Genomic DNA, 16,314 nt, shown 5'->3' on the forward strand with positions numbered 1-16,314 from the left:
GTGCAGGCCTGCCTGCGGTTGTATTTCGCTGGACCGGTGGCCTCGGCCGGGGCTGTGTCGCCGCCGAACCTTTCTGACGCCGCCGTCGCCGACATCACCAGGCTGAACAAGGTCGCCAACTTCGTTCTGAAGGCGCTGTCGCGCGCTCCGGCGGGTGAGAGGCCGGCTGAGCTTTTCCAATGGCTCGGCACCTATCGCCGGCAGACGGTTTCGATGAACGCCGCCTGCCTCATGGATTCGATGGCGATCCATCAGGCGCTGCGCGACAGGCAGATCGATCTTGTCTTTCTGAAAGGTCCGTTCCAGCAGCATCTGCTCTACGACGACCATTTCATGAAACCTTCGGGCGATGTCGACATCCTGGTTTCCCCGGCCGGGTTCTCAAAAGCGCGCGATGCGCTGCGCTCGATCGGCTACGAGGTTGCTGGCAAGTCGCGCTCGGTCTGGTGGGTTCGTTTCCTTGGCGAACAGCACATGATCCGTGGCAACGGGCCGAAATCGTCGACGGTCGACCTTCATTATCGCCTGCAGCAGCCCGGCTCGCCCAGTCCGCGCGACGCCGACGGCTTCCTGCGGCGCAAGCGGCTGGTCGAGATCACCGGCACCGAAGTGCCGTTCACGTCGGTTGCCGACACGCTGATGCTGTCCTGCATCAGCGTCGCCAAGGCGCTGTTCAACCGCGAACCCTGCGCCGGCTATGTCTGTGACATCAGGGCCAGCGCCAACCGTCTCGACGAGGCCGATCAGCAGCGTGTGCTCGATGCGGCGGTGAGCCAGGGGCTCGACGATACGCTGCTGCTTGGCCTGCGCGCCGCCGATGTGCTGCTGGGCGGCACCGGCACGCTTTTGTCGGAGCGTGCCAAGCCGATCCTGTCGCGCATCGGCAATGAGGATTTGCTCAACATGGTGATCGCGCCCTGGCTGTCGTCCTTGCGATGGCCGCAGCGGCGAACGGTGTTGTGGGAATTGTGTGGCCGGGCTCCCGTCCGCTACCTGGCCGAGGCCGGTTGGGCAGCGTCGGCGGACATCAGCCGCCGCATCTTCGAGCGGCCGGCCAGTCCGTGATGGCGGTGGCGTCGCAATACGTACAGGGCGAGGGCATATCGGAACCTGTGCAAGAGGCAAAACCATGTCGATGACGAAATCCGAGGTCTGCGTGATCATCGCGGCCAAAAATGCGGGGCGCACGATCGCGGTCGCCATCGCATCCGCGTTACGCGAACCGGAAGTGGCGGAGGTCGTCGTCGTCGACGACGGCTCCACCGACGATACGGCCGAGATCGCCCGCTCCGCCGACGACGGCAGCGGCCGGCTCAAGGTCATGCGCCTCGACGTCAATCGCGGCCCATCCTTCGCCCGCAATGCCGCCATCGCCGGCTCAAAAGCGCCGTTCATCAGTATTCTGGATGCCGACGACTTCTTCCTCGAGGGCCGGTTCCGCACCCTGTTTGCCGCCGCCGACTGGGATTTCGCGGCCGACAACATCATGCTCATCAGGGATGATGCAACGAGCGACGCAACAAAAATCGTCGCCCCGGATTTTGCCGCCGATCCGGAATTCCTCGACTTCGAACGCTTCGTCGAAGGCAACATCTCCAGGCGTCGCGTGCAAAGAGGCGAGCTTGGCTTCCTGAAGCCGGTGATCAGCCGCGCCTTCCTCGAACGGCACCGATTGCGCTACGACGAGAGCTTGCGCCTGGGCGAGGACTACGAACTCTACGCCCGCGCGGTCGCCCACGGGGCACGGTTCAAGGTCATCCGCTCCTGCGGTTATGGCGCCATCGTGCGTGCCGAGTCGCTCAGCGGCCGCCACAAGACGCAGGACCTGAAGCGGCTCGCCGACGCCGATCTGGCGCTGCTGGCGATCGACAGCCTGCCGGAAGGCTCCAAGGCGGTGCTGCGGCGGCACGAGCGGCATGTGCGCGACAAATACCGGCTGCGCAATTTCCTCGATGTGAAGGCCGAGCGTGGCCTGGCTTCGGCCGCCGCCTATGCTTTTGCCAGTCAGTCCAACCTGGTCCCCATCGTCCAGGGCGTGGCGTCCGACAAGCTCGAGGCACTGTTTCGGCGCGTTGGCCTTGTCTCCGGGCAAAAGCATGTGCCGCCGCTGCGTTTTCTGATGGCCGGGACCAGCGCGGGCAAGGAGCGGTAAGGCGCGGGAAATGCCCCCACGCAAAGCATTTCCACCGGATTTATGAGTTTACGAATTGGGTGGTTGCCTCCCGGCTCCGGGAATGGCAGTCTATGTTGCGTTGCAGCAAATTGAACGACCAACCGAACTGGCCCCGATCGGATTGGTCCGAAGTCTCTCCCATCGGTGGAGTTGGACGATGCGGTACGCGTTTTTCAGCCCCGCTTGCGGGGACCGGCCAGGTTCCCGGCATGCAAGCCGGCGATGACAGGAATTTAAGCCCATGGCCTCGATATTCGGCTTCAGATCAAGGGATCCGGCCCGCGACCGGCAGGCCGACATCTCGCGCCTTGACCGGTTGGCGAAACTGTTCGAGCAGATCGCCGCCGAGATCGCGGCCGAGAAAACCGGCCTGGAAAGCCGCTACCGCAAGACGGCGACCAACGCGGCCTTTCTTGTCGAAGCCATGGAAAACGGCTCCGCCACCGACCGCCGCTCTTCCGAAGTCAGCGCGCTGACGGAATCGATCCTGAATTGCGAACGCCGCATCGCCGCGCTGGCGCGCCAGAACGGCATGATGAGGGAGCTCCGCCATTCGCTGGATACGGTCTTCGACGAGAATGGCGCGTCCGATTCGGCCGCTGCGGTTGATTTCGCCAGGCCCACGGGCGCCGGCCGGGCGTGACCCGTGAAGGCGCRCTGCGAGAATGCAAGACAGGAGAGGGATTTCGGGAGGGCAAGGAGGAGGTCAAGGTTGGCCCGTTTGGAAGCGGTTCAAACGTCGACTTTGGGTTGGGGACGCACAGCACAAAGGTGAGTTTGGTATGAATTCGAATCCGAAAACCACGTCCACGACAGCAATTGACGCATCGCCCTTCGCGCATGGGACCCGGCAAACCGGCCAACAGCGGTTGGGCTTGATCGGTGCCCTGCTGCTGGCCGCTCTTGGCAGCCTCTCGGCAGTCCCCGCGCACGCACAGGATATCCAGTCCGCTCCCTCGTTCGTCGATGATTTCAAGAGCTTCGATCGGTCGCGCTGGTATGTGTCCGACGGCTGGAACAATGGCAGTCATCAAAATTGCACCTGGTCGAAGGGACTGGTCGCCCTTTCCGACGGGGTGCTGTCGCTTGGCTTCGAAAAGCAGAAGCTGAAGGATCGCGAGTTCGCCTGTGGCGAGATCCAGACCAAGCAGCGCTTCGGCTACGGTACCTATGAGGCGCGGCTGAAGACCGACGCCGGCTCCGGCCTCAACGCGGCGTTCTTTTCCTATATCGGCCCATCCGACAAGCAGCCCTGGGACGAGATCGACTTCGAGGTACTGACCAAGGACACCTCCAAGGTGCAGGTCAACGCCTATATCGACGGCAAGGGCAAGAACGAGAAGCTGGTCGAGGTGCCGGGCGGCACCGACAAGGCCTTCAACGATTACGCCTTCGTCTGGGAGAAGGACAGTTTGCGCTGGTACGTCAACGGCCAGCTGGTGAACACCATCACCGACCCGGCAAAGCTGCCCAGCCATGCGCAGAAGATCTTCTTCAGCCTTTGGGGCAGCGACACCATGAAGGGCTGGCTGGGCGCGTTCGCCGATCCGGGCCGCAAGCTTTCGCTGCAGATCGAGCGCGTTGCCTTCACCGCGCTCGGTGATCCCTGTCAGTTTCCCGAATCGCTCGTATGCAGCGTAAAAGAGTTGGGAAAGACCAATTGAACCGGCCGGACCGAAAACGGTTGGCGGCCATGGATGGGAATGAAACCGAATGAACTTGACGGTGTTTGGAATTGGCTATGTCGGCCTTGTGCAGGCGGCGGTGCTTGCCGAGGTTGGCCACCAGGTTGTTTGCGTCGACATCGACGCAGACAAGGTGGAGCGGCTCAACCAGGGCCTCGTCCCGATCTTCGAACCGGGCCTCGAAAGCATCGTCAGGGAGAATCACGCCGCCGGCCGCATCAAATTCACCACCGATGCCGCCGCCGCCGTCCGGCATGGTGAAATCCAGATGATCGCGGTCGGCACGCCGCCCGGCGAGGACGGTTCGGCCGACCTCAAATATGTGCTGGCGGTCGCCGAGACCATCGGCCGGGAGATGGACAGTGCCAAGATCGTCGTCGGCAAATCGACCGTACCGGTCGGCACCTGTGAAAAGGTGAAAGCCAGGATCGCCGAAACGCTGAAGAAGAGAGGGCGCGAGGATCTGAGCTTCGACGTTGCCTCCAACCCCGAATTTCTCAAGGAAGGCTCGGCCGTCGCCGACTGCATGAAGCCGGACCGCATCATTGTCGGCACCTCGAGCGAAGAGACCGAGGCGGTGATGCGCGAGCTCTACGCGCCCTTCAACCGCAACCACGAGAAGATGATCGTGATGGACGTGCGCAGCGCCGAATTCACGAAATACGCCGCCAACTGCATGCTGGCCACCAAGATCAGCTTCATGAACGAGATGGCCAATCTGGCCGAGCAGCTCGGCGCCGACATCGAGGAGGTGCGCAAGGGCATCGGCAGCGATCCGCGCATCGGCTACCACTTCATCTATCCAGGTCTCGGCTATGGCGGCTCGTGCTTTCCCAAGGACGTCCGCGCCCTGATCAAGACCGCCGAAGGCGTCAAGTTCGACGCCAAGCTGCTGCGTGCCGTCGAGGAGCGCAACAACGACCAAAAATCGGTGCTGTTCGACAAGGTCAACCGCTATTTCAAGGGCAGTCTCAAGGGCAAGACCTTTGCGCTGTGGGGCCTGGCCTTCAAGCCCAACACCGACGACATGCGCGAGGCGCCGGCGCGTGTCCTGATGGAAGCGCTCTGGAATGCTGGTGCCAATGTGCAGGCCTATGACCCCGAGGCGATGCAGGAATGCCAGGCCATCTATGGCCTGCGCGACGACCTGCTTCTGTGCGGCACCAAGGAGGCCGCCCTGCGCGGCGCCGATGCGCTGCTCATCGCCACCGAATGGAAGAGTTTTCGCGCGCCGTCCTTCGATGCACTGAAGGACGCGCTGACCACGCCAGTCATCTTCGATGGCCGCAACCTCTATGACCCCAAGGTCGTGGCGCGCCACGGCATCGAATACCACTCGATCGGCAGAATGGCGGCGTGAGACCAGGCTTGAAGAGCCGGGAGCAGAATTTGACGGGTGCGCCCGGTATGGAAAGGAGTTGTGGCTGATGGTGCTGGACGTAAAGCCCGAGCAAATCACCAGCGATCATTTTGATCTCATCGCGATCGGTTCCGGCTTCGGCTCGGCCTTCTTCCTGCACGAGTTCGCCAAGCGGCGTAAGGCGCGCATCCTGGTGCTGGAGTGGGGCCGCCACAACACCCATGAATGGCAGCTCGACCAGAACGCCAACACCGACATCGACGACGAGACGACCTACAAGACCAATTCCGACAAGCTGTGGAATTATACGATCGGGCTGGGTGGCGGGACCAACTGCTGGTTCGCGCAGACGCCAAGGTTCCATCCCAACGACTTCAGGCTGAAAAGCACCTACGGCATCGGCAATGACTGGCCGATCAGCTATGACGATGTCGAGCCGTTCTACTGCGATGCCGAAGAGATCATGTCGATCTCGGGTGATCCCGACATGGCGGCGATGCTGCCGCGCTCGAAACCGTTTCCACAACCGCCGCATCGCATGTCGACGCCCGACAAGATGATGAAGGCGGCCCAGCCCGACCAGCACTTCGTCATGCCGACCGCGCGGGCGCGGATCCCGACCGCGCAGCGCAGCTCGTGCTGTGCCAATCTGCGCTGCTGGCTGTGTCCGGCCGACGCCAAATTCACCGTCAACAATGGCCTGATGCATGTCTTCGAGCATCCCGATGTTTCGGTCTGTCTCGGCGCGGAAGTGCGCAGGCTCGACCATGTCGGCGGCACGGTCCGTTCTGTCACCTTCGTCCATGACGGCAAGGAATATCAGGTCAGCGGCGATCTCTTCATCCTCGGCGCCAATGCCATCCAGAGCGCGGCGATCATGCTGCGATCCGGCCTCGGAGATGAATTCGTCGGGCGCGGCCTGCACGAATCCTATGGCTGGAATTTCGAGGTCTATCTCAACGGCGTCGACAATTTCGACGGCAGCACCATCACCACCGGCCTGAATTTCGGCCTCTATGACGGTCCGCACCGGTCCGAGCACGCGGCGGCACTGGTCTATTTCGAAAACCGCTGGCAGCATGGAATGCGTGCCGAGACAGGGCGGTTGCGCCAGACGCTGCCGCTTGTCGTGGTCACGGAAAACCTGCTCGACCACGAGAATTTCGTCACCCTCGACGAGGACGACAATGCCTTTGTCTCCTTCAAGGCTCCGTCGGACTATGCGGTCAAGGGCATGGCCCGGGCTCTGGATAAATTGCCAGGGTTGCTTGCCCCGCTGCCGGTCGAACGGCTCTTCGACCGCGGCATCCGACCAACGGAATCGCATGTCCAGGGCACGCTGAGGATGGGCACCGGCCCGGCCGATTCGGTTGTTGACAGCAACATGATCCATCACCGGTTGAGAAACCTGGTTGTCGTCGGCACCAGCACCTATCCGAGCTGCTCCTGCGCCAACCCAAGCCTGACCGCGGCAGCTTTGTCCCTGCGGGCGGCGAGCCGGATCGCATGAGAGGAGCGGGCCGATGATCGAAGTCACACGGCGCTCGGTACTGGCCATCATGGCAGGCGGTGTTGCCTCGACGGGCGTTGCCGTTGCGGCCGTCTCCTCGTTTTCGGATGAGGATCTGGTTCGCGTCACGCTGGAAAAATATCTCGGCAGGCTGAACATGCGCATCGAGCATCTGCAGCAGTTCGTGCTCGAGTTCCGTAATCGCAACCCGTGGATATTTCCCAGTGACAAGCTGGGCGATGCCATCACCTTGCTCGAAACGACGAAGCTCGGGGAGGCACGCGGGTTGTTGCCGAGGCAGAAGCGGCGCGATCTCAGGCATTTCGATCGCTGGGCCGTGGCCGAGTTCCACATGCTGACCGACTACGCCTGGCGCAGTTCACCCGATGACCCGATCCGGTTCACCGGATGGCACTCGTGCACCAACCCGTTCGCGACGCTTGACCCACCACAGAGCGCCTGAGGCGCTTTCGACGCGGCTCTTCATCGGCCGCATGACTGAAATGCGAAAAGACCAGGAGCCGGTTCCATGAAAGTCCTCTTTGCCAGTGGCAACGGCTATCCGCCCGAGTTCGGTGGCGGCGTCCAGTCCAGCACGCATCATCTGGCTCAGCAGTTGATCGAACACGGGCATGAAGCATCGGTGCTCGCCGCTCTGTTTGGCGACGGCATGTTCGGCCTCAAGGCGCGCGCCAAGATGAAACTGCTTCGGCAACCCGCGGTCATCGACAGTCATCCTGGCTATCCGGTGATCCGCTCATGGTTTCCCTGGGAGGCGGCAAGCTTTGCCGTCGGCAGACAGAAACCTGACGTGGCGGTGGTCCAGTGTCACAAGTCGGTTCCGCTAGGCAAGGCGCTACAGGCCGAAGGCGTGCCGCTGGTCATCTATCTCAGAAATGTCGAGTTCCATGAGCTGGGCGGCGATCTGCGCGAATTGGGCTCCGCACTCTACATCGCCAATTCGGAGTTCACCGCACGCACCTACGCCACAGAGTTCGGCATCGAGGCGACAGTGATCCCGCCGACCATCAACCCGACGCAGTACGCCACGCCAACCACGGGCCAGTTCGTCACCCTGATCAACCCCTATGAGGAAAAGGGCTTCGAGCTGGCGGTGCGCCTTGCCGGCGCCTGCCCCGAAATCCCGTTCCTGTTCGTCGAAAGCTGGAAGCTGGAGGACGACCATCGCGCGCGCATCGAGGAGACGATCGCACCGCTCGGCAATGTTACGCTGGAAAGTCGCACCAACGACATGAAGACGGTCTATGGCCGCACCAGGATCCTGCTGGCGCCCTCGAAATGGGAAGAGGCCTGGGGACGTGTGGCGTCAGAGGCCCATTGCAGCGGCATTCCGGTTGTCGGCTCGCGGCGCGGCGGCCTGCCCGAAGCGATCGGCCCCGGCGGCACGGTGCTCGACTACGACGCTCCGCTCATCGATTGGGTCGCGGCCATCAGGCAGCTGTGGAACGACAACAAGGAGTACGACCGCGTCTCGAGTCTGGCCCGCGGCTTCGCGGCACGCCCGGAGCTCGATCCCGACCGCCAGTTCGTCACCTTCTTCTCGATACTGGACCGGGCGGTGCAGCAGCGCGCGCGCCAAGCCGCGTAGCGCTGCCGAATGATGTTGATCAGGCTGGGCGCTTGACCCGGCTTTTCAGCGTCTCGTAGCCACGGGCGCCGAGCAGGGCGCGGGCAAGCGCCTTGGCGGCGCCCTTGCGGCCTTCTTGTGAATTGATCTGCCGCAGCCTGGCCGGCAGGTTGCGCGCCGCCTGGCCGAGCGCCGGCAGCGACAGCGTGTCGGGGAAGCTGACCATATGCGTTTCGACGCACAGCACCGGCTTGCCCGACAGTTCGGTGATCTTCAGCGCCTGCGGATGCTCGCTTTCGATGAACAGGATGGCGTCGGACTTGCGGTAGAAATCGGCCTTGAAACTGCCATGCGCTCCAAGCCGCCGGCGCTCGGCCATGCTCGGCAGGTCGAGCATGATCAGCTGGTCGTACTGGATCCCATGCTTGGCCAGCCATGCCTCGGTCAGCGCACGGTATTTCTCCAGCCGGCTGGTGACCAGCCAGCCGATCCTGTGCGTCGGGGCATGAAGCGGCCGCGCTTCGCTGAGGAATTTCTCATAGGCCGGTCCATCGTCGTTTTCCGCCTCGGTTGGATCGAGGCACAGCACGCCGTCTATGTCGACGCAGCATTGCGCCAGGAATTTGTGATGCATGAAATTCCATTGGAACATGCGCGGATGCGGCACGACCTCGAAGACGACATCGATCTCCTGATGCTGCGGCTGCAGACCGAACACGGCGGCAAAGGTGAAGTCGGCCTCGATGCCGGCAGCCTGAATACGGGCGCGGGCGTCGCGCATGGCATTGCCGCCGGCGACGCTGTCGTCGATCACCAGCACCTTGCGCATGTCCGAGACCTTGCGGTCGAGTGCGGCGCGGCGTTTGGTGATGCCTGACGTGTAGACCCGGCCGTCCAGGAAGCTATCCAGGTCGGTCATCGGAATGTTGGCCGCAAGGCTGACCAGCGTCGCCGCCAGCACGCCGCTTCTGGGAACGCCGACCACCAGGTCGATATCGCGCGGCAGCCGGTGAAGGTTGCCGACGACCGCGTCGTTCATGTCGGAGATCGATCGGTAGTGCATGAATCAGACCTGATGCTCGTGTGGATGTGGTAGCCGGCAAAGGCGCCGAAATTATTGCGCCTGGCGCGGCGTTGCCGCCGGCTGTCTTGCCGGCAGCATCTTCAGGGCTTCGCGCAAGGCCTCGCGGCCGGATGCGAAGGCCAGCGCGATGACTGTCGTGATGAGGTAGGCAAGAATGGCGCCGCTGGCCAAGGCGATGACCTGCTGCTGCGGCAGCAGCGGCTTGATCAGCCAGACCGCGGCGAGGGCCAGATGCGCGCCGAGTACGAACGGCGTTGCGGCGCGCAGCACATGGCTGGCCTGCAGCGGCCCGCTCTTGCCGACATAGAGCCACAGGAACGGCGTGCGCAGATATTCGCTGACCGCATAGGCGATCGCCACGCCGAGCGCGCCATAGGGCAGGCCGATCGCGAAGGCGAGCACCGACGTCACCGCCGTAATGATGCCCCAGCGCATGAAGTCGCCGGAGCGGCCCTGGCTGACAAAAAGCCAGCCTGCCGGGTTGTTCAGCGGCTGCAGCAGCCCGGCAAAGCCGAGCGCCAGGAAGATCGAGGCGCTTGCGCGCCACTGTTCGCCGAGCACGAAGGGGATCAGCACATCCGACATGGCGGTGGCGAATGCGACGCCGGGCAGTGCCACCAACAGGATCAGCGGCATCACGCGCAGATAGGCGCTGCGATAGCGGTCCGGTTCGTCCTTCAGCCGGGACAGCGCCGGCACCATGACCTTCGACAGCGGATTGGTGATCTGGCTGAGCGGGAACAGCAGCAGCTTGTAGGCGCGGTCGTAAAGGCCGAGTTGCTGCTCGCCCCAGTATTTGCCGATCAGCACATTGTCGAGGTTGCGGGCGAAGAAATTGGCGAAGTTGAAGCCGGTGATGCCGGCGCCGAAATTGATCAGTTCGCCGATGCCGGCGACCTTGCGGGGCATGCCCGGCCGCCAGCGCGAGCTTGCCCAGTAGCATAGCGTCGGCAGAACGGCGCCGGTCAGCGTGCCGGCAAACAGCGCCCAGTAGGAGCGGTCGATGAAGGTCCAGGCAATCGATACAGTCAGCCCGGCAACCGCACTGGCGACATCGATGATCGCCAGGCGCCCGAACTGCATGCGCCGTGTCAACAGCGCCAGATGCTGGGCGCCAAGCCCATAGGCCATGATCTGCAGCCCGAACGCGGCCACCAGGCCGGTCACACGTGGTTCGCCATAGAAGGCGGCGACCAGCGGTGCGGCACCCGCGAGCACACAAGCCAGGATGGCGCTGACCGCGACATTGATCCAGAAGAGGTAGTTCACCTCCTCATGCCGGATGCCTGTTTTCTGGATCGTCGCCTGGGTCAGGCCGAAATCCTGGAACAGCGCGATGAAGGCCAGCACCGGCGCGCACATCGCCACGACACCGAAATCCTGCGGCGATAGGAGCCGCGACAGCACGATGACGGATATGATCTGTGTCGCGACCCGCACCGATTGCGACATGGCCGTCACCACCGCGCCACGGCCGACTGATTTGCGCAGCGAGCCTTCTGGCGGATCGAATGGATTGGCTTCCAAATTCAGGATTCCTGATTTTTGCGCGGATTTCCGAACCTTGAAAATCCACGACCGCCGCCAACGCCAAACTACGGCAATAATTTTGCAGTGCAACAGAAAATGTCCATCGGCGCGCCAAAAATGTTGCGATGCAGCAAGAGCTGTACTAGCATCCCTGTGGGTGGGGTCAAACAGCGGTCGAGTTTTCATGCTGCATGTCTTGTACCTGGTGCACGATGTTTCCGATCCGGCGGTTCGCCGACGGATTACAATGCTCAGGACGGGCGGCGCCCGGGTTACCCTGGCGGGCTTCCGCCGTACCGAAACCCCGATTGCCGACATAGAAGGATTGCGCCCGATCGACCTTGGCGCGACGCGYGACGGCCGATTCGSYCAGCGYCTGGCGGCCGTGGCGAAAGCTGCGATTTCAATCGGTTCAAAGCTTGGCGGCACGCCGCGGCCCGATCTCATCATCGCGCGCAACCTGGAAATGCTGGCRCTGGCCCGKCGCGCCAARTCGGCTTTCGGCGCCTCGGTGCCGATCGTCTATGAATGCCTCGACATCCACCGCCTGGTGCTACGCGACGATGTCCTCGGCAAGGCGCTGCGCGCTACCGAGCGCCATCTGGCGCGCGACGTGAGGCTGCTGGTGACCAGTTCGCCCGCCTTCATCGCCAATTATTTCAAGCCTTTCCGCCAGGTCGCCGCACCCGTCGAGCTGGTCGAGAACAAATATTTCGAGGCAGCGGCGATCTTGCCCGCCGAACGCGAGGCCGTGGAAACACCTGCCGCCCCGCCATGGCGAATCGGCTGGTTCGGGGCGCTGCGCTGCCGCCGCTCGCTCAAGCTGCTGGCCGATTTCACGCACCGCATGGATGGACGTTTCGAAGTGGTGCTGCGCGGCCGTCCGGCGCTCTCCGAATTCCCGGATTTCCACGCCTTCGTCGATGCCGAGCCTTATCTGTCGTTTCGCGGACCCTACCGCAATCCGGAGGACATGGCGGCGATCTATCAGGACGTCCATTTCTCCTGGGCGATTGATTTCTTCGAAGAAGGGCAGAATTCGGAATGGCTGCTGCCCAACCGCCTCTATGAGGGCTGCCGCTTCGGAGCGGTGCCGATCTCGATGGGCCATACCGAAACCGGCCGGTTCCTCAGCCAGCAGGACATCGGCATCCTGTTGCCGCAGGCTTCATCAGACGCGCTCGAAACCGCACTCGGCAAGATGGAGGAGCATCGCTTCGGCAGGCTGAAGGCGCGCGTGCTTGCCCGCAATCCGAGGACGTGGAGTTACGACCGCAGCGACTGCAGGGCGCTGGTCGAAAAACTGCGCCGCCTGACCACCGTGCGCGAACCCCTCGCGGCTGAAGCTCTAGCATAGGATGAACATCGCCTGATGACGCAAGCGCTTCCCGCCAGCCTGATCGTSATMCCSTGCCTGAACGAGGCWGCSCATATCGGTGCGCTGCTCGATCAATTGCGGCCCGCTGCTGAAAGGCTTGGCGCCCGGATCATCGTCGCCGATGGCGGCAGCACCGACGGCACGCTGGCTATTGTCGAGCAGGCCGCCGCGAAGGATGCGCGTGTCATCCTGCTGCACAACAAGCGGCGCATCCAGAGCGCGGCGATCAATCTCGCCGTCGGCACGTTCGGTGAAGGCGCGGACTATCTCATCCGCATCGACGCGCATGGCGGCTATCCCGACGATTATTGCGACCGGCTGGTTGAGGAGGCAATGGCCACGGGTGCTGATTCGGTCGTGGTTTCGATGCTGACCAGCGGCAGCGGCACTGTCCAGAAATCGGTCGCGGCGGCGCAGAATTCCAAACTCGGCACCGGCGGCTCCAAGCATCGTCACCTCTCCGCCGGAGAATGGGTCGACCACGGCCATCACGCGCTGATGCGGATATCGGCCTTCGGCGCTGTCGGCGGCTATGACGAGACGTTCAGCCACAATGAGGATGCCGAGCTCGACTACCGGCTGCGGCAGGCCGGCTACAAGATCTGGATGAGCGGCAAGACGCAGATGGTCTACTATCCGCGCGCCTCGCTCAAAGGCCTCTATTTCCAGTATCTCGGCTATGGCCGCGGCCGTGCCAAGAATGTGCTGAAGCACCGCGTCATCCCGAAGGTCCGGCAGATGGTGCCGCTGGCGGTCTTCCCGGTGGTTCTTCTCGCGGCCTTCTCCTTCGTGCAATGGATCGCGGCGGTGCCGCTGCTGATCTGGGCTGCGGTGTGCCTGGGCTACGGCCTGGTCACGGCCATTCGCCAGCGCAATGCCGGCATAGCACTTGCCGGCGTCTCGGCGATGGTCATGCATTTCGGCTGGTCCGTCGGCTTCTGGCTGCAGCTTCTCGGCCTCGGCGCACGACGCGGGGTGGCGTGATGGCGGTTCTTAGCAGGAACCGCAGCATCGACATCGGCGTGTGCACGTTCCGGCGGCCGGAATTGGCCGATACGTTGCGCTCGCTCGCCGCCATGGAGATGCCGGCAGGCTTTGATATCAGCGTCATTGTCGCCGACAATGACGACACGCCAAGCGCGCAGGCTCTGGTGACGGYGCTGTCGCAGGATCTGAAATTGCCGATCCGCTATCGGCATGCCCCCGCGCGCAACATCTCGGTCGCCCGCAACGCTTGCCTCGATGCCAGCGAGGCGGATTTCCTCGCCTTCATCGACGATGATGAAACGGCCTCTTCCCGTTGGCTGGCCGAGCTGGTGGCGACTGCCGAGGACAGTGGTGCAACAGCCGTGCTCGGCCCGGTGCGGGCGCTTTACCGCCCGGATGCCCCCGAATGGATGCGGCGCGGCGATTTCCACTCGACCTTGCCGGTCTGGGTGGGTGGCGAGATCCGCACCGGCTACACCTGCAACGTCCTGCTGCGCATGGGATCGGACAGCCTGCGCGGCCGCCGCTTCAGCCTGGCGCGCGGCCAGACCGGTGGCGAAGACACCGAGTTCTTCGATCAGATGGTCAAGGCCGACGGCCGCATCGCGTTTTCTCAAGACGCCTGGGTGGACGAGGTCGTGCCGCGCGCAAGGGCGGCGTTCGACTGGCTCGGCCGTCGCCGTTTTCGCGTCGGTCAGACACATGGCCATCTTCTGGGCAGCAATGCGCGTGGCATCGGGCTGATCAAGCATGTCGGCCTGGCCTCCGCAAAGGCAGCCTTTTGTTTCGCCGCGGCACTTCCGGTCGTCGCCAGCCCGGTGCGCAGGAACCGCAGCGTGCTGCGCGGCATCATGCATGTCGGCGTCGTCAGCGGCCTTGTCGGCATCCGCGAGATCCGCCTCTACGGCCAATCCTCGCCTGGGAAAGGAGGCAAGCGTGCAGCCTGACGTTTCCCCAATCCCTGATGTTTCCTTTGTCATCGCCGCCTACAATGCCGAGGCAACGCTCGACCGGGCGATTGCCAGCGCCATTGCGCAGAAGGGTGTCAGCGTCGAGATCATCGTCGTCGACGACCAGTCGCGCGATACCACGCTCGATGTGGCGCGGGCCTATCCCGGGGACATTGTGCGCATCGTCGCCTTGGCCAAGAATCGTGGTCCCGGCGGTGCCCGAAATGCCGGACTCGACGTCGCCCGCGGCAGTTGGATCGCGGTTCTCGATTCCGACGACGCCGTCTTTCCCGGCCGCATCGCCGCCATGATCGACCGCGCCGAAAGGGCGGATGCCCAGATCGCCGTCGACAATCTCCAGGTCATCCGCGAGGACGGCGTGGTCGAGGATGCGATGTTCCCGAGGCAGTATCTCGAAGGCTTGCGCGAGATAACGCTCGCCACCTACATCGCCGGCAACATCGTCTTCGAATCGAAGTTCAACCTCGGCTACCTCAAGCCGATCTTCCAGCGCCGGTTCCTGGACGAGAACCGGCTTCGCTATGACGAGAAACTGAGGATCGGCGAGGATTACATCCTGTTTGCCGAGGCTCTCGCCAAGGGCGGCCGATGCGTGGTCGAGCCTGAGATCGGCTATGCCTATCATATTCGCAGCGGCTCCATTTCGCGTGTGCTCGAGCTTCACCATGTCGAAGCCATGCGCAAGGCGGACGCCGTATTCGCTCAAACCCATCGGATGGATGGGGCAGCCCAGGCGGCCTTTGCCCGGCGCGGCCGCAGCCTGCGCAAGGCGGCCTCCTTCCTGGCGATGGTCCAGCATATCAAGGCGCGGTCCCCGCTCAAGGCGATCCGGACGGCGCTCAGCGACCCGGCGGCGGTCAGGCATATGGGCATGCCGATCGCCGTGCGGTTGCGACGAGTAGCGGCACAATTTGCCGTGGGGGTGGGGAGGTGAAGATGCAGGCACATGGAGGGATTTTTCGTGGCCTGTGAAGGAACTGCAGTCGATCTCCTCAGAAGGAATTTGCGATGAAGAAAATCAGGAAGGCCGTGATACCGGTGGCGGGGCTTGGAACACGGTTCCTGCCGGCGACCAAGTCGATGCCGAAGGAAATGCTTCCCGTCGTCGACAGGCCTGTCGTGCAATAYGCGGTGGACGARGCSTTCGAAGCCGGCATCGAGCACATCGTGTTCGTSACCGGSCGYAACAAGGCKGTMATCGARGACTATTTCGAYCTGCAYCCSGAAYTGATCGGRACSCTGGAGCAGACCGGCAAGAARRCMCAGYTGSAGKCGCTYGAAAGCMTGCTKCCGGTGGCCGGCGCCACCWSCTTCATCCGSCARCAGTCGCCGCARGGYCTCGGCCATGCCGTCTGGTGCGCGCGTGAGGTCATCGGCAACGAGCCCTTCGCCCTGCTTTTGCCCGACATGGTGTCGTTCGGCGGGCGCGGATGTCTCGCCGAAACCGTCGACCTTTATGAGCGCACCGGCGGCAACGTCATCGCCGTGGAGCGTTGCGATCCGAGCGAGACCAACAAATACGGCATTGTCGGCCGCGGCGCCGATATCGGCGGCGGTTTCCAGGTCTCGGCCATGGTCGAAAAGCCGGCCCCGGCCAACGCGCCGTCGAACTTCTACATCAACGGCCGCTACATCCTGCAGCCCGAGATCTTCKCGCTGCTGRGYAATCAGCAGCGTGGCGCCGGCAAYGARATCCAGCTGACCGACGCCATGGTYCGCCTGTCGAAGGATCAGCCGTTCTTTGCCCAGCCTTTCCAGGGCCGCATGTTCGATTGCGGGTCCAAGGAAGGCTTYATCSAGGCCAACATCGCCTTYGCGCTGGCGCGCAACGACATGAAGGGCCCGGTYTTCGARATGCTKCAGSAGTTCGTSCGGTCGCATGARCGYCAGGAAGAAGCCGCATAATGCCCATCTTTCGGGAGTATCGCCGGATGGCTGGCGGCGAGGGGCCGACAGGCCCCCGCCGTCTGGCATGAAGCTTGCGTTGCCTTTGGCGATGCTCCCGATCTTTAAGGCGCCTGTAAGCTAGAATTGGACCGACGATGAAT

At 63.2% G+C, this 16,314-nt stretch carries 15 protein-coding genes; 13 read left to right on the plus strand and 2 right to left on the minus strand.

Going from position 1 to position 16,314, the window contains the following annotated elements; genetic code table 11:
- The 8 genes from AC1DX0_RS17765 to AC1DX0_RS17800 form a co-directional block, all read left to right on the plus strand.
- A partial coding sequence (locus tag AC1DX0_RS17765; protein WP_477356246.1) for a nucleotidyltransferase family protein occupies window positions 1-1,065 on the plus strand: 1,065 nt, incomplete at its 5' end.
- 64 nt (window positions 1,066-1,129) lie between these two features.
- Window positions 1,130-2,152, plus strand: coding sequence for a glycosyltransferase family 2 protein (locus AC1DX0_RS17770; protein ID WP_477218440.1), 1,023 nt, complete (start codon window positions 1,130-1,132; stop codon window positions 2,150-2,152).
- Window positions 2,153-2,414: 262 nt separating this feature from the next.
- Complete coding sequence (locus tag AC1DX0_RS17775) at window positions 2,415-2,816, plus strand: hypothetical protein (RefSeq protein ID WP_477218439.1); 402 nt, start codon at window positions 2,415-2,417, stop codon at window positions 2,814-2,816.
- Window positions 2,817-2,955: 139 nt separating this feature from the next.
- Window positions 2,956-3,837 carry an endo-1,3-1,4-beta-glycanase ExoK gene (gene exoK, locus AC1DX0_RS17780; protein WP_477218438.1) on the plus strand — a complete coding sequence of 294 codons (882 nt, stop codon included), beginning with the start codon at window positions 2,956-2,958 and terminating at the stop codon, window positions 3,835-3,837.
- Window positions 3,838-3,886: 49 nt separating this feature from the next.
- Window positions 3,887-5,218 carry a UDP-glucose dehydrogenase family protein gene (locus tag AC1DX0_RS17785; RefSeq protein WP_477218437.1) on the plus strand — a complete coding sequence of 444 codons (1,332 nt, stop codon included), beginning with the start codon at window positions 3,887-3,889 and terminating at the stop codon, window positions 5,216-5,218.
- 67 nt (window positions 5,219-5,285) lie between these two features.
- Complete coding sequence (locus AC1DX0_RS17790) at window positions 5,286-6,728, plus strand: GMC oxidoreductase (protein ID WP_477218436.1); 1,443 nt, start codon at window positions 5,286-5,288, stop codon at window positions 6,726-6,728.
- A gap of 13 nt (window positions 6,729-6,741) precedes the next feature.
- A complete protein-coding gene (locus AC1DX0_RS17795) occupies window positions 6,742-7,191 on the plus strand; it encodes a hypothetical protein (RefSeq protein WP_477218435.1) in 450 nt (149 codons plus the stop codon).
- A gap of 66 nt (window positions 7,192-7,257) precedes the next feature.
- On the plus strand, window positions 7,258-8,337 hold the full coding sequence (locus tag AC1DX0_RS17800) for a glycosyltransferase (RefSeq protein WP_477218434.1): 1,080 nt from the start codon (window positions 7,258-7,260) through the stop codon (window positions 8,335-8,337).
- Window positions 8,338-8,356: 19 nt separating this feature from the next.
- Here the strand turns inward: AC1DX0_RS17800 and AC1DX0_RS17805 are convergent, their stop codons facing one another.
- Window positions 8,357-9,379: a phosphoribosyltransferase gene (locus AC1DX0_RS17805; protein ID WP_477218433.1), complete on the minus strand. Its 1,023-nt coding sequence runs from the start codon at window positions 9,377-9,379 to the stop codon at window positions 8,357-8,359.
- A 51-nt stretch (window positions 9,380-9,430) separates the two neighbouring features.
- On the minus strand, window positions 9,431-10,927 hold the full coding sequence (locus AC1DX0_RS17810; RefSeq protein WP_477218432.1) for a lipopolysaccharide biosynthesis protein: 1,497 nt from the start codon (window positions 10,925-10,927) through the stop codon (window positions 9,431-9,433).
- 187 nt (window positions 10,928-11,114) lie between these two features.
- Here AC1DX0_RS17810 and AC1DX0_RS17815 point away from each other — a divergent pair, with 187 nt between their 5' ends.
- The 5 genes from AC1DX0_RS17815 to AC1DX0_RS17835 all read left to right on the plus strand — a co-directional run bounded on the left by AC1DX0_RS17815 (window position 11,115) and on the right by AC1DX0_RS17835 (window position 16,171).
- Window positions 11,115-12,287 (plus strand): glycosyl transferase family 1, encoded by a 1,173-nt coding sequence (locus AC1DX0_RS17815; protein WP_477356248.1) that lies wholly within the window; start codon window positions 11,115-11,117, stop codon window positions 12,285-12,287.
- A 15-nt stretch (window positions 12,288-12,302) separates the two neighbouring features.
- Window positions 12,303-13,292 carry a glycosyltransferase family 2 protein gene (locus AC1DX0_RS17820; RefSeq protein ID WP_477218430.1) on the plus strand — a complete coding sequence of 330 codons (990 nt, stop codon included), beginning with the start codon at window positions 12,303-12,305 and terminating at the stop codon, window positions 13,290-13,292.
- Window positions 13,292-14,242 carry a glycosyltransferase family 2 protein gene (locus AC1DX0_RS17825; RefSeq protein WP_477356250.1) on the plus strand — a complete coding sequence of 317 codons (951 nt, stop codon included), beginning with the start codon at window positions 13,292-13,294 and terminating at the stop codon, window positions 14,240-14,242. Before AC1DX0_RS17820 ends, AC1DX0_RS17825 begins: the two co-directional genes overlap by 1 nt.
- Window positions 14,232-15,200 carry a glycosyltransferase family 2 protein gene (locus AC1DX0_RS17830; protein WP_477218428.1) on the plus strand — a complete coding sequence of 323 codons (969 nt, stop codon included), beginning with the start codon at window positions 14,232-14,234 and terminating at the stop codon, window positions 15,198-15,200. The genes AC1DX0_RS17825 and AC1DX0_RS17830 overlap by 11 nt, the downstream gene beginning before the upstream one ends.
- A 74-nt stretch (window positions 15,201-15,274) precedes the next feature.
- Complete coding sequence (locus tag AC1DX0_RS17835) at window positions 15,275-16,171, plus strand: UTP--glucose-1-phosphate uridylyltransferase (protein WP_477356252.1); 897 nt, start codon at window positions 15,275-15,277, stop codon at window positions 16,169-16,171.
- Window positions 16,172-16,314 lie beyond the last annotated feature (143 nt).

The sequence above is a fragment of the Mesorhizobium sp. P3_A9 genome, from assembly GCF_056402975.1.

Coding starts and splice junctions, on each gene's coding strand:
- AC1DX0_RS17785 (WP_477218437.1), top strand. CDS start 3,887: ATGAACTTGACGGTGTTTGGAATTGGCTATGTCGGCCTTGTGCAGGCG.
- AC1DX0_RS17800 (WP_477218434.1), top strand. CDS start 7,258: ATGAAAGTCCTCTTTGCCAGTGGCAACGGCTATCCGCCCGAGTTCGGT.
- AC1DX0_RS17795 (WP_477218435.1), top strand. CDS start 6,742: ATGATCGAAGTCACACGGCGCTCGGTACTGGCCATCATGGCAGGCGGT.
- exoK (WP_477218438.1), top strand. CDS start 2,956: ATGAATTCGAATCCGAAAACCACGTCCACGACAGCAATTGACGCATCG.
- AC1DX0_RS17790 (WP_477218436.1), top strand. CDS start 5,286: ATGGTGCTGGACGTAAAGCCCGAGCAAATCACCAGCGATCATTTTGAT.
- AC1DX0_RS17805 (WP_477218433.1), bottom strand. CDS start 9,379: ATGCACTACCGATCGATCTCCGACATGAACGACGCGGTCGTCGGCAAC.
- AC1DX0_RS17775 (WP_477218439.1), top strand. CDS start 2,415: ATGGCCTCGATATTCGGCTTCAGATCAAGGGATCCGGCCCGCGACCGG.
- AC1DX0_RS17770 (WP_477218440.1), top strand. CDS start 1,130: ATGTCGATGACGAAATCCGAGGTCTGCGTGATCATCGCGGCCAAAAAT.